This window comes from Olivibacter sp. CPCC 100613 (assembly GCF_036959255.1).
Lineage (GTDB): Bacteria > Bacteroidota > Bacteroidia > Sphingobacteriales > Sphingobacteriaceae > Olivibacter.
Genome location: NZ_JAWMTI010000002.1, coordinates 1 through 12,402, shown reverse-complemented (window position 1 = coordinate 12,402; position 12,402 = coordinate 1). Strand labels below are relative to the sequence as shown.

Sequence of the window (12,402 nt, the reverse complement as noted above, 5' to 3'; positions counted from 1 at the left end):
GATAGTTTATTTAAATACTTTTTAACTGTTTTTTTGAAACAACAAATGCTAAGGTTCTATTTTATTGACAAATAATTTGAAATCGCCGGAAGCTGCTGCTTTATATAGCAAAGCCTGCCAAACATTGTTGTAGGCGATATCACGATCCGTCTCCGCTCGTATGAGTGTATAAAGTGCTTGCGTAACATCTACTAAATTGGTCAGTCCATTTTTGTAAAGCACCGATTTTTGCAAAAATGCATCCGAGGCGGCTTTAACTTGCGTGGGCACTTCTCTATAATTACTTAGCGCGTTCTCAATTTTTGTATCAGCTAGAATTAATTGAGCTTGAATTTGTTGATTTGCCAATTCAAACTCGTTTGTTAAAGCATCATTCGTAAAAGCCTGTGCTTTTACTTGCTTCGAAACACGAAGCGGTTGCGTTAAGTTCCAAGTTAAACCGATACCTATGAGATAATTTGAACGAGTGGGTTTAATGCCATCAAAGTAGTTTTGTGTAAAGGATTGCTGATTAGTGGCATAGTCACTCCGAAAACCAGAACCTCTTGTTTGAAAAATACCAATAAGTGATAAGGAGGGATAATAGAGTGTTTTTAAATACTTCTTTTGTTCCTTTCCAACATTGATACGCGATTGATACCACCGTAACGTGGGATGGTTCTCAACATCGCTATCGCTTGGCTGTTCAATACCGATTGGAACATGTGAAATAAAGAAACTGTCTAATATAAACTCCGCAGGAGGAACGCCCATTAGCTGTGCGAGTTTGTTGCCCTGTTCTTGCTCAAAATCCTTCGCTTTGGTCAGCGCAATTTTAGCATTGGATACCTCTGCGTTTGCCAACGATGAATCCACCCCTGCAATAAGTCCGTTCAACGCCCTCGTTACAACCACTTGGCGGAATGTATCGGCTCGTAATAGGTTCTTTTTATAAGAGATGGTGAGTTTTTGAGCCGCTAGGAGATTTAGATAAGCAGCTGAAACTTTTACCTGATGGTTGAAAAGTTCTTGCTGTAGATCTATGTTGTCTCTTTGAGCGGTTTCTTTCGCTACTTTGATCCGCTCTTTCGCTTTTCCAAAAGAAAAGAACTCCCAGTTAACATTGGCTAAATAGAGCGATCCGAAAGCCGCATTCCAATTCTGGTTAGCAAGCGGTAATCCAGATGAAGCTACACCATATCCACCAAAACCGTACAGTGGTCCATTTTGACCATTGACCGTTCCATAGTCCTGTTGTGCAGATAGAACCAGGTTTGGAAGGTAATCGCGTTTAGCTTGGTCAACGGAGGAGAGAGAAGCTTTTGCGTAATTAGCTTTTGCTTTCACGCTACCGTAATTGTTAATGGCTAATTCGAGCGCCTCTTTTAGAGACAGTTTTTGTTGCGCCCAAGCATGCTGTGTAAACATGAATGATAAAAGGCTTGAAATGCAATACCTTATTATCCAACGAGATGAGTATTTCACAAAAAATAAAAGTATTATATAGTATCTTTTGTGAAATTGAGGAATAATTTTGAAGAGAATTTGAAGGAAATGCTTGAAATGTTACTGTTCTGTTATTCTAATGTAACAATTTGATTGTCTTGGTCTAAAATTATGCGGTTGCCTTCTTGTACGGGCTCCAAGCTCACTATCCGTGGAAAATCTACCCTTAGCATATGGAGTCTATTTTCATAGGTATATTGAATATCGAAGTTATTCAATTCACAAATTCGTTTAACAATAGCAAGACCCAAACCTACACTGTTACTACACTGATTACTTTTCTTAAAACGCTGGAACAACTCTTCTGTCGGAAATACCGGTTCAGGACCGGTATTTTTTATTAAAAGTCCTTTTTGGTTTATTTCTAAGAAAATAGTACCATTTTTAACATTATGTCTGATTGCGTTGCTAAGTAGGTTATCAAACAACATATCTGCCAAGGTTGCATTAATGCTGACATTGACCTCACGATCAATATGTTGGGTTACCTTTAACTCCTTAATGGCTATTCTATCTTCATAAATTGTTAATAGCTCGAGCGCTTGTTTCGTGAAATTGATTTCCGTAGTCGCTTCAAATTCCTGATTTTCTAATTTCGTTAGTAATAAAAGCGAGTGATTGATTCTAGACAATTTTTCGATAGCGTTTTGCATATCGGCAATAAGAGTTGCCTGGTTTTTCTGTATATCAGTTTCCGTGAGCAATTCCAATTTGCTTCTCAAGACAGCTAATGGTGTTTGCAGTTCGTGCGAAGCATTCTCACTGAATTCTTTTACCAAACTATATTCTTTGACCGCCTTATCGGTCATTTTTTTCAAGAATTGATTTAATTCCTGAAATTCTTTTGTGTTTGTATCACTTAATATTAAGGGTTGCTTCTTTTTAATACTAAACTTCTGAATGCTGTTCAGTGTTTGATTAAATGGCGAGAGGATTTTTTTTGAGACCAAACGAACTGTTAAGAGAACTACTAAAGCTATCAGCATTGTTTTGAGAATAGCGGTTAGAAGCATGCCCTTCAAAATCTGATTTGACTGTGTAACGTAATTATAGGAAGATACCTGATAATTGACTCCATTGATTGTATAGTAACAACTGACGGTTATGCGGCATTCATCTGTGACAGAAGTGGTGCTGTCACACCTTTGCTTTTGCACCTGGATCTTTTTCTCTGGTAAGGGAGTTTCAATTTTCAAAATAGCGATCGGCCGGCCCTGTGAATATTGGTCAGGTGCAATACCTGCTTTTAGTTGTTCAGCTACTTCATTATTAACGGCTTTCAAACGTTCTATTTCCGAATTATCGATGCGATTGCGTATATTACTTAAGGTAGTAAACATACTGATTGGCGTAACGAGTAAAATAATCGCCAAAAACCACAATGTAAATTTATCTGCTAACTTCATTACTTGGAATTTAGAGTCAACCTTTGTTTGTATTGAACTTATATCCTAAGCCATAAATCGTGTCGATGTAATCATCTCCTCCCGCCGTATTGATTTTTTTCCGGAGATTCTTAACGTGCTGATAGACAAAATCGACATTACTTAAATTATCTGTATAGTCTCCCCAAAGGTGGTTGGCTATGGCCTGTCGTGATAACACTCTGTTTTTGTTTACCAGAAAATAAAGAAGAAGCTCGAATTCTTTTCTGGTTGCATCCAACTCATTTCCATGTATTTTTAACTCAAAGGTATTGGTATTTAGTGTGATTTCATTAAATGAAATGATATTATTACCGTCTAGATTTTTTCTCCTGTGTATCGCCCTTAAGCGAGCATGAAGCTCAGGTAGGTGAAAAGGTTTAGTAAGATAGTCGTCAGCCCCTTCTTCTAAACCTTTTATTTTATCATCTAGTGCCCCTTTGGCGGAAATGATCAAGATGGAGCCGTTTATATGTTCCTCCTTTATGAAATTGAGCAATTCAAGACCGTTGCCATCCGGAAGCATAATATCAAGTATAATACAATCATAGGTGAAAAAGAGTAACTTTTCGCGTGCTTCTGTAGCACGAAGGGCAAGCTCACAAATATAATTTTCGCCCGCCAAATAGTCATGGATGCTACTGGCCAATTCTTTATTGTCTTCTATCACCAATATCTTCATCTACATACAATTTATATTTGATAAGTTAAGCATCATCATCTGATAAAGGCTGCTTATCCATCAAAATTAGCTAACTAAACTTAAAACTTTTATACAGTAATAAAAATAGCTATTTAGAACACAAATCGCTAAATAACTTGCAAGATACGAGGTGATTTTGAAAAGATTTTGAAGCGATTCTGTTCGCTTGAAGAAGCATATTCTATTTAAAATGGGGTTACGCTTTCATCACCTTATTTAGCGCAAGAGGGATGTGTAGAAGGTCGTAATCGTTCGAATAGATTAAGTATTTCGTATGCCACGTAGGATTGTACTTATCTTTAAATTCTCTTAAACCTTTGTAGTGTTTGAATTGCTGCAATTTTTCGTAGGCAAATTTAATCGTTCGCTGCGGTATATCTGTAGGTGAATCAATGCCTGAAAAGGGGGCCAAACCCATGTTCAGGGATTCGAAGCCTTGTTGCCGGGCATACTGTATTAATGTTATAAGAATACAATCCATATTTCCACCCGGAGCATCGGCTGTTTTTCGAATAAGATCGTAAGTGATTTCACCAGGCATGTAATCGGGTATGACGTTAAGGAAGCTTACGACTTTTTCATCTGCATTCTCTAAGGTAATAATCGTCTGTTCCTTTAACTCCCTTTCATCAAAAGCTCCCTGAGAAAATATCATTTCTTCCCGATTGAGCATCATCAGCCATTCATCTGAAACTGATTTTAGTTTCTGGAGTATGCCATCCTTGATCGGAGGTGCATAAATCTTACTGATAAAACCTCTCTTTTCAATATTGTTTAGTGCATTTCTTAGGGATTTATTGCTTTTACCCTCTAAACTAAACTGACTTAAGTTAACGATGGCTTCTTGCCCAATAGGAAGTGCTTTTTTCTTAATCGATCTGTAGAACGCTAAATTATCTTCGTCTACACGATAATAAATGGCCTTTAAACTGTTTTGCTGACAAAATCCTTCAAAAGAACGGATTGTCTGCTCTTTTACCAAAGTGGAATTTAGACAAACCGGATCCTGTAATACGACGGCGAAACTGTTGGCTATTTTATATGAAATTACCGCGTCTATATTTTCTGGAAAGAAAAAAAGCTTGTCGTTGGCGAGTTTGAAATAGTCTGTAGCTGATTTTCCATAATTGGCGATTAATATTTGTGCTTTTTTTAATTCCTCTTCATTTCTTTTGGTTTTAAAAATATAGGGTTGAATGAAGGAATAAAATAACATTAAGATAGCAAGGGCACCAAATAAATTAATTGAATAGACAAATAGTTTGGCGAATTCGGTATGTGGATTTAAATAGGTCGTATCTACTAAAATAAGGCAGGCTAATGTATTAACAAATGACTCAATTATTGAAAAATCTTCATGAAAATGATTGGCCTTTAAAAGATAAAATCCGATTGTTCCATAAATAAGGACAGCGCCGATAACCACAAAGGATGTCGTGATGCTAAATGTTTGTAATTTTTTATCACCCTTGATATAATACTGTTTATATGTGATAAGTAAGGTGACAATAGTAAATAGTGCTAAAGAAGCTTCTTCATAGTCAATTGCCTTTGTAAGATGACCAATAAAAGATAAGGTACTGAGTAGCAGTGCTATCATCCAAGCGTTTCGCAATCCTTTGATCAGGAATGCTGAGCAAATGAGCAATAATAATCCAATCAATAATACCATATAATTGGAGAAATGTATGGTGTCGTTTGGAATGAAGCGATGAAGCGTTTTGACCCTACTTGCGATGGCAGGTGTTAATACAGAGGCAATGTTTACTATTCCCAATGTGAAAAGTAAGACAGAAGGAAAAATCCGTAGGATTAGATTACCTTTCTGAAAAATAAAGCTGAACAAGCCCAATAAAAGTGGTAGCCAAAATTCAAAAAGACGGTATAAGAAAGTAACAGAAAGCGACTCCGTTGTATTGAATCCAAATCGATTAAGAACAACCACCAAAGATACTTCAACAGCACCAAGACCTCGCATAAAAGGTGAGATACAAAGAAATAAAGTAGCGATTACATAACCAACTATTGCAGCTGATACATCGTGCTGTAAGTGAAGCGCCTTCATCGCGATTATTAAATGAATTATTCCGACTAATTCAATCAATATAGAATAGAGTAACGTTAATCCTAATTGCTGTTTGCTGAATCGTCCATTTTTAAGCTCTAAGATAATGGCTTCAAGGGCCGGAAAACGAGGTGATAACCAGCGATAAACCCTCCCTTGTATATAAATATCGTAACTAAAATAACCAATAAAAAAAAGCAAGGAACAAAGCACTATTAATGTTTCCCATTCCCCCCCATAACCTTGATTTGTAAAAGAGATATACAGAATTACAGGAAAAGCCAATAAGACAATGGATATAATTCCAACAATGCCGTATATATAAGAGGCGAAATTTATTTTTGTCTTACTGATACCTGTGCGTTCAATTTCTTTTGTAAAAAATGCAAGTGATGTTATACCACCTCCCGGAAGAAAGACACTTAACAGATTTCTTTTTAGAAACAGGTGCACTGCAAGTTTGATAGCAATCGTTTTCCCAACCGTTTTAAAGCTATGAACATACATGAGGGCCTGAAGTAATACATATAGAAAAACCCCTCCAATTCCGATTACTATCCAAAATGGATCACTTCGGAACGTCGTCTCTTTTACGTTTATCAGTTCTTCACGTTGTTGCCTTAAGAAGTAAATGCCAATCAGGACAAAAAGAAGACCAACGATTTCTTTTATATAGTAGTTATGCTGTTTAAAGCGATTTATTAAAACCTTCATTTTAGATTCAAATCTTATTAAATTTAATAAACTCCGTTTTAAGATAATACTAAGTTTTTTATTTTTGATTGGGTTTGCTTAAAACTTTAACCAACTGGCAACTAATTGAGTCTTACTGTAAAAAGATAGTCGAGTGTTCCTCTTTATTCTATGTTTTTCAATAGCCATTCATGAAAATTGCCCACATCAAAAAATATAAAATCGGGCATTAATCCGGTAAGCTCTTCAACTTCTGCGGTTTCCGCCCAAGCTGCAGCTGCAATGGGGACCCCGACCGCTCTACAAGCTATTATATCGCTGGGAGCATCTCCAATGTAAATAACTTGATTTTTCTTTACGTCAGGCATATGGTTCAATACCGATTGGATACCATCCATCTTTCTTGGTCCATTTGGTGATCCGGTTTCGATCCATTCAAAAAAAGAAAAAAGATCAAAGCGTTTTAAGGAAATAGCCGTACTTAATGCTCCTTTTCCGGTAACGAGTGCTATTTTTATTCGATATCGTTTTAGATCGATAAGAAGATCACGTATACCTTCGAACGGTTGCGGACAGATATCATGTAGTAATTCGTAGTTATTAAGGTAGCTAGAAACCCCTTGGTGATAATGATCCGGTGCCAGGGCCATAATCGTACCTTCTTCTGAGGGGCCAAAGGTAGCTATAATCTCCTGATCGGCGATCGATTTACCCAGTAAGGGCTCAATTGATTCACGAAAAGCTCGAATACAAAGTGGAAGCGTATTCGCTATTGTGCCATCTAAATCAAAAATAACTGCTTTTATTTTATTCATCGTTATTTCGCGGTTAAAATACTTGAAAATAGCTATTTTTAGATTAACCTGACTAAGTTAGTTTTGTAATGTTTTAAAACCAAATCTATTTCCTCAAATGAAGAATATAAACATTCTTGTAGAAGTTATATGCTTAATTGGTTCAGTCCTATTTTTTTCCGAATCATTTGCTCAAAAAGTAAGGGCGCTGGATGCTACAGAAATCGAAGAAATTGCTTATGATAGCGATTTAGATATACCCGTATTCATGGGCTTTGAATACAGAGACAAAGGCGGTTTATGGGATATGTTGCTTCTGGAGGATGGTTATATTGCTGGAAGCGATACGGCTACGAATGCATCATTAGAGGGAATTTTATATTTACAGGATCATGGCGGATACCTTAAAAAAATGGTATTGAAAGATTTTATAAAAGAAGAGGAAAGAGATATTCGATTTTGGACATCTTATTGTTCCTTCCTAGATTTGGATAATGATGGATATATAGATCCGATACTCGTATATGCTTCTTATAAAGGAGATAATAACCTGGATAAAGAACCGCTAAGAATCAAAATATTTATTCTTTATAAAAGAAAAAAAATTGCTATCAGTGCGCGTGAATGTGTTCTAGACGGGTGCCGTAGCTTGAAATTTGACAAAGACTATAGCGCTTTGCCATCAAGTATTCGTCGGCATGTTTTTCAATTAATGGAGGTGATGAGAAATGAGAAGGGAGTAGTCCTGAAAGACGGTTAGCATTTTAATAGGAGAATTTGACTTAGGGCTTACAGCCCTTGTATTCCTTAAAGTTAAATTTGCTGAACTATGAGAGAACGAATTCCTTTATCGGCCTTGGAGTTGGCCGTAGTAGTTGAGGGCGGAAGTGCAGGGACGGCAATAGAGAGCAGTGTAAAAGTAGCGCAACATATCGAAGCCTTGGGTTATCGGCGGATTTGGTTAGCTGAACACCATAACATGGAGCATATCGCCAGCTCCGCTACAGCAATATTGATTGGACATGTTGCCGCTTATACCAAACAAATCAGGGTCGGGTCAGGAGGAATTATGCTACCGAATCATACACCTTTGATTATTGCAGAGCAGTTTGGAACGCTGGAGACGCTATACCCCGGACGTATTGACTTAGGTTTAGGACGAGCACCCGGTACGGATCAGTTGACTGCCATGGCCTTACGAAAGAATAATATGCATGCCGCATTTCAGTTTCCTGATGATGTGAAAGAATTGCAGCAATTCTTAAGCGTGAATAATATTGATAATAAGGTCCGGGCTTTTCCTGGAGAAGGTCTTGATATACCGATATGGATACTGGGTTCAAGTACTGACAGTGCGCACCTGGCAGCACGCTTAGGTTTACCCTATGCATTTGCTTCCCATTTTGCACCTGCACAATTTCGTGCTGCGGTATCAATATACAAGCAGGAATTCCGACCTTCAGAACATTTGAAAGAGCCTTACGTTATAGCTTGTGTTAATGTCATCGGAGCAGATACCGATGACGAAGCTGAGTTCCTTTCTTCCAGTTTGTATCGCATGTTTATTGGTATTTTGACCAATCAGCGGCAGCCACTACAGCCACCTAACCCATCTTTGACTTTCGCTTGGAGCCCCGAGGTACAGCAGGCGGTGAATAATATGACTGCTTGTACTTTTGTTGGTAGTAAAGATACGCTCAAACAACAGTTGTCTGCCTTTATTTCTGAAACGGGAATTAACGAATTGATGGCAACCAGTTATATATATGATTTGGATAAAAGATTAAACTCTTTTACGATACTAAAAGAAGCTTTGCAGGAAGTTTATAAATAATCCTGTTAGAAAGAAAGAAATAAAATTATGGGTGCTCAAATTTTTGGCGCTTGCTTTGGCTTATTGGCAGTTATCTTAGGTGCTTTTGGTGCGCATGCATTGAAAAAGAAATTTACTGTTGATCAACAGCAGAGTTTTGAAACGGGAGTAAGGTACCAAATGTACCATGCCGTTGTTCTTATAATTGTTGGAAAACTTTACGAAGGCACGACGTTGTATGGGCTAATAAGCTCGCTTTTTGTTGTTGGTATTCTTTTATTTTCGTTTAGTATATATGGCTTATGTCTTAGCTCGGCATTTGGTCGTAAGCTTCGCTTTTTGGGGCCCATTACTCCGCTCGGCGGCTTACTCTTGGTTAGCGGATGGGCCTTATTGCTCTATCAATTTATTTCGATATGATCAAAGACTGTTTGAAAACGATCGTTATCTACCGGGTTTGGCGGATAATCGATGCACCAAGAAGTGTTGGTGTTTTTGATGCTAACAGCTATTAAAAAAGGTGCGAGGTAAATATAATAGAAGCTATTTCTAATAATTTTTTATGAAAATACTGGTAACCGGAAGTAGCGGTCACTTAGGTGAAGCACTTGTAAGGACGCTAAGGAATATGGATCACCGTGCAATCGGTTTGGATTTATTGCCTTCTCCCTTTACAGATTTAGTAGGATCGATAACCAATCGATCGTTTGTTAAAGAAGCTATGAAAGACGTGGAGGCCATACTACATACAGCTACTTTACACAAGCCACATATTGAAACACATAGTTATCAACAATTTATCGATGTCAATATTACCGGAACACTTTACTTGCTGGAAGAAGCCGTAGCTGCCGGTGTGAAGTCATTTGTCTACACCAGTACAACCAGCACATTTGGAGATGCACTTGTACCAAAAAAAGATTGTCCGGCAGTTTGGATTAACGAAGAAGTTAAACCCATTCCTAAAAATATTTATGGCGTTACCAAAACAAGTGCTGAAGACCTCTGTAGGATATTCCATCGCGATACCGGATTACCTTGTACTGTACTAAGAACTTCCCGATTTTTTCCGGAAGAAGACGATAACAGATTAATCAGTTCGAAATATAGGCAGGATAATGTACAGGCCAATGAATTTTTATATAGGCGCGTTGACATTGAAGATGTGGTTGATGCTCATCTTTTGGCACTGGAGAAGGCTGACGAACTGGGATTTGATCGTTATATCATTAGTGCTACCACACCGTTTACCAAGAGTGATTTGTTGGCTTTGCACCAAGATGCTCCAAGGGTAATTAAACGTTTGTTTCCCGACTATGAAGAAATCTATAAGCAATTCGGATGGAAAATGTTTCCTGTCATTGAGCGCGTATATGTAAATGAGCGAGCAAAGCAAAAGTTGGGATGGCAGCCAACCTACGATTTTCGCTATATTCTTGATCGGTTAAAAGAAGGGAAAGACCTGCGAAGTGAATTAGCTAAAGCCATTGGTTCTAAGGGATATCATCAAAATCATAACTAACAGCATCTCTTCTCTTAGTTTTTATCACTCAAAATAGGTTTAGATACTTCATAGAGACGTTAAGAGGAAATTGGAACAAGATAAATGGACATTTTAAAGACTACTCGTGAGCAACAACCTTTTTGAATCGATATAGATATCTACCATTAGAGGTCTGGAAGAGACTGTCCTGTTGTTGAAGCGCTTGTTGAGCGCTTAATTTAACAACATCATATGATATAAATTCCTCTCGAGGTTCGTCAGTAATACGAACATTATTTACATATTTGTAGGAGGGAATAACCCGATATAACTCACGATTCCAAGTCTGCACACCTGTTTCCGCCGAGATGTCAAGGCTGTCCTTTCCGCAGGAGCAGAGCATCAAAACGATCACACAATTTATTATCAATTTCATTCAGTTAGATTGTGGTGGATTAAATCCCTCCAAGATTATGTATTTTAAACAAAAAGTATTCCAAGGAGTCAACAGTCCATTCGGTTCTATTAAATTTTAACATTTATTAACGGATTTGTACCATGATATAGGAGAAGGTATAGCCTTTTTAACCAATCGAGAGGATAGAAAATGTATTTTTATTTTGGCAAATAGGGCGAAACTACTATTTTTGCAATCCCTTTAAAGAAGGGATTAATAGGAGAGGTGTCCGAGTGGTTGAAGGAGCACGCCTGGAAAGTGTGTATATGTCAAAAGCGTATCGAGGGTTCGAATCCCTCTCTCTCCGCTAAGTAATATAAAGCCCGACGATGAGTCGGGTTTTTTTCATTTAAGCCATTTGTGAGCTTGCTCAAACAAATGGCTTAAATGAAAAAAACTAATGAGCATAGCGAGTGGCTTTATATTGTTTGAAGCTCCCCCTCTTGGGGGATCACCGAGCATAGCGACGGTAATCCCTCTCTACGCTGAGCGGGTCTTCTCAATGAAGGCCCTTTTTTTTTATATTAACAATTCCCTTTCAAACTATTTATTTAAACGTTAATGGTGATACCAAACCTTAGGATTGTGATGAAATATCTATCGGTTCAGCCTTAAAACCTTTACTTTTGATAATAGCTACGATTTCTTCTTCTGTAATACCTTCCGATTTTACGGTAAGTATTTTATCGCCATTGGCAATATCTACGTTCCATTCGCAAAGCCCGTCTGCATTATCCAAATCTGATTGTACTTTTGATACACAGCCTCCACAATTAAGATTTGTTTTGAATTGAAGATTTTTATTTTCCATTTTTTTATAATTTTTATTGTTACTTATGATACAAAATTGAGCAAACAATAGCTACTCTTATTTACGTTATTCTTGATTTGATGTACAAGATTTACTCATTGATTTTGATGCCGAATAAATTTAATGGTTAGAAACCCGACGATGTTACTTTTTCCATTTCAGCCGTAAACTGTTACTTACCACACTTACGCTACTCAATGCCATCGCTGCACCCGCTATCATTGGGTTTAATAGAAAGCCATTGATCGGATAAAGAATACCTGCTGCAACTGGAATACCGATAAGGTTATAAATAAATGCCCAAAACAGGTTTTGCTTAATGGTCGCAACGGTCTGTTTTGACAATCTTATTGCTTGTGGTATCTTGGTAAGATCGGATGAAATAATGGTCATTTTAGCTACGTCCATTGCAATGTCCGAACCTTTACCCATTGCGATACTTACGTCGGCAGTTGCCAAAGCGGTACTGTCATTGATACCGTCACCTACCATTGCTACTACCTTGCCCTGTTGCTGCAGTTCTTTCACAAAGTCTGCTTTATGTTGTGGCAATACTGGAATTGCAACTAAAAATAGGAGACTTTTTTATGCTGCCATTTTTTCTTTTTCCAATAGCATTTCTTCGATCTGTCTGGGTGTCTTATAACCCAGAGCAGAATGTGTTCTTTTGGTGT

11 protein-coding genes, 1 tRNA gene and 1 pseudogene are annotated in these 12,402 nt (G+C 37.6%); 5 read left to right on the top strand and 8 right to left on the bottom strand.

What is annotated here, in order from left to right; all coding sequences use genetic code 11:
• Positions 1–48 precede the first annotated feature (48 nt).
• From RYH73_RS06535 to RYH73_RS06515, 5 genes are all read right to left on the bottom strand, one after another.
• On the bottom strand, positions 49–1,407 hold the full coding sequence (locus RYH73_RS06535; RefSeq protein WP_335312610.1) for a TolC family protein: 1,359 nt from the start codon (positions 1,405–1,407) through the stop codon (positions 49–51).
• Between the two features lie 149 nt (positions 1,408–1,556).
• A complete protein-coding gene (porY, locus tag RYH73_RS06530; RefSeq protein ID WP_335312609.1) occupies positions 1,557–2,891 on the bottom strand; it encodes a sensor histidine kinase in 1,335 nt (444 codons plus the stop codon).
• 16 nt (positions 2,892–2,907) lie between these two features.
• Positions 2,908–3,591, bottom strand: a complete 684-nt coding sequence (locus RYH73_RS06525) for a response regulator transcription factor (protein ID WP_335312608.1) — start codon at positions 3,589–3,591, stop codon at positions 2,908–2,910.
• Positions 3,592–3,808: 217 nt separating this feature from the next.
• The gene (locus RYH73_RS06520; RefSeq protein WP_335312607.1) at positions 3,809–6,391 is read right to left on the bottom strand and encodes a phosphatidylglycerol lysyltransferase domain-containing protein; all 2,583 of its coding nucleotides are present in this window, start codon (positions 6,389–6,391) and stop codon (positions 3,809–3,811) included.
• Positions 6,392–6,534: 143 nt separating this feature from the next.
• Complete coding sequence (locus tag RYH73_RS06515) at positions 6,535–7,185, bottom strand: HAD family hydrolase (RefSeq protein ID WP_335312606.1); 651 nt, start codon at positions 7,183–7,185, stop codon at positions 6,535–6,537.
• Positions 7,186–7,282: 97 nt separating this feature from the next.
• On the opposite strand from RYH73_RS06515, the gene RYH73_RS06510 reads away from it, so the two are divergent.
• From RYH73_RS06510 to RYH73_RS06495, 4 genes are all read left to right on the top strand, one after another.
• Positions 7,283–7,924 (top strand): M949_RS01915 family surface polysaccharide biosynthesis protein, encoded by a 642-nt coding sequence (locus RYH73_RS06510; RefSeq protein ID WP_335312605.1) that lies wholly within the window; start codon positions 7,283–7,285, stop codon positions 7,922–7,924.
• A gap of 69 nt (positions 7,925–7,993) precedes the next feature.
• Positions 7,994–8,998, top strand: coding sequence for an LLM class flavin-dependent oxidoreductase (locus RYH73_RS06505; RefSeq protein WP_335312604.1), 1,005 nt, complete (start codon positions 7,994–7,996; stop codon positions 8,996–8,998).
• 27 nt (positions 8,999–9,025) lie between these two features.
• A complete protein-coding gene (locus RYH73_RS06500; RefSeq protein WP_335312603.1) occupies positions 9,026–9,397 on the top strand; it encodes a DUF423 domain-containing protein in 372 nt (123 codons plus the stop codon).
• A gap of 142 nt (positions 9,398–9,539) precedes the next feature.
• Entirely contained in the window at positions 9,540–10,499 is a 960-nt protein-coding gene (locus tag RYH73_RS06495) for an NAD-dependent epimerase/dehydratase family protein (protein ID WP_335312602.1), read from the top strand.
• Positions 10,500–10,599: 100 nt separating this feature from the next.
• On the opposite strand, the gene RYH73_RS06490 is transcribed toward RYH73_RS06495, so the two are convergent.
• Positions 10,600–10,896: a hypothetical protein gene (locus RYH73_RS06490; protein ID WP_335312601.1), complete on the bottom strand. Its 297-nt coding sequence runs from the start codon at positions 10,894–10,896 to the stop codon at positions 10,600–10,602.
• Positions 10,897–11,136: 240 nt separating this feature from the next.
• Here RYH73_RS06490 and RYH73_RS06485 point away from each other — a divergent pair.
• A tRNA-Ser gene (locus RYH73_RS06485) sits at positions 11,137–11,224 on the top strand.
• Between the two features lie 270 nt (positions 11,225–11,494).
• On the opposite strand, the gene RYH73_RS06480 is transcribed toward RYH73_RS06485, so the two are convergent.
• Both RYH73_RS06480 and RYH73_RS06475 read right to left on the bottom strand, forming a co-directional pair.
• Complete coding sequence (locus RYH73_RS06480; RefSeq protein ID WP_335312600.1) at positions 11,495–11,728, bottom strand: heavy-metal-associated domain-containing protein; 234 nt, start codon at positions 11,726–11,728, stop codon at positions 11,495–11,497.
• A gap of 144 nt (positions 11,729–11,872) precedes the next feature.
• Positions 11,873–12,283 (bottom strand): annotated as a pseudogene (locus tag RYH73_RS06475) (HAD-IC family P-type ATPase); the annotation flags it as partial.
• Between the last annotated feature and the right edge of the window lie 119 nt (positions 12,284–12,402).

What these genes read in the sequence shown, in the direction of transcription:
- RYH73_RS06510 (WP_335312605.1), top strand. Translation starts at nt 7,283, where the DNA reads ATGAAGAATATAAACATTCTTGTAGAAGTTATATGCTTAATTGGTTCA.
- RYH73_RS06525 (WP_335312608.1), bottom strand. Translation starts at nt 3,591, where the DNA reads ATGAAGATATTGGTGATAGAAGACAATAAAGAATTGGCCAGTAGCATC.
- RYH73_RS06505 (WP_335312604.1), top strand. Translation starts at nt 7,994, where the DNA reads ATGAGAGAACGAATTCCTTTATCGGCCTTGGAGTTGGCCGTAGTAGTT.
- RYH73_RS06490 (WP_335312601.1), bottom strand. Translation starts at nt 10,896, where the DNA reads ATGAAATTGATAATAAATTGTGTGATCGTTTTGATGCTCTGCTCCTGC.
- RYH73_RS06495 (WP_335312602.1), top strand. Translation starts at nt 9,540, where the DNA reads ATGAAAATACTGGTAACCGGAAGTAGCGGTCACTTAGGTGAAGCACTT.
- porY (WP_335312609.1), bottom strand. Translation starts at nt 2,891, where the DNA reads ATGAAGTTAGCAGATAAATTTACATTGTGGTTTTTGGCGATTATTTTA.
- RYH73_RS06515 (WP_335312606.1), bottom strand. Translation starts at nt 7,185, where the DNA reads ATGAATAAAATAAAAGCAGTTATTTTTGATTTAGATGGCACAATAGCG.
- RYH73_RS06535 (WP_335312610.1), bottom strand. Translation starts at nt 1,407, where the DNA reads ATGTTTACACAGCATGCTTGGGCGCAACAAAAACTGTCTCTAAAAGAG.
- RYH73_RS06480 (WP_335312600.1), bottom strand. Translation starts at nt 11,728, where the DNA reads ATGGAAAATAAAAATCTTCAATTCAAAACAAATCTTAATTGTGGAGGC.
- RYH73_RS06520 (WP_335312607.1), bottom strand. Translation starts at nt 6,391, where the DNA reads ATGAAGGTTTTAATAAATCGCTTTAAACAGCATAACTACTATATAAAA.
- RYH73_RS06500 (WP_335312603.1), top strand. Translation starts at nt 9,026, where the DNA reads ATGGGTGCTCAAATTTTTGGCGCTTGCTTTGGCTTATTGGCAGTTATC.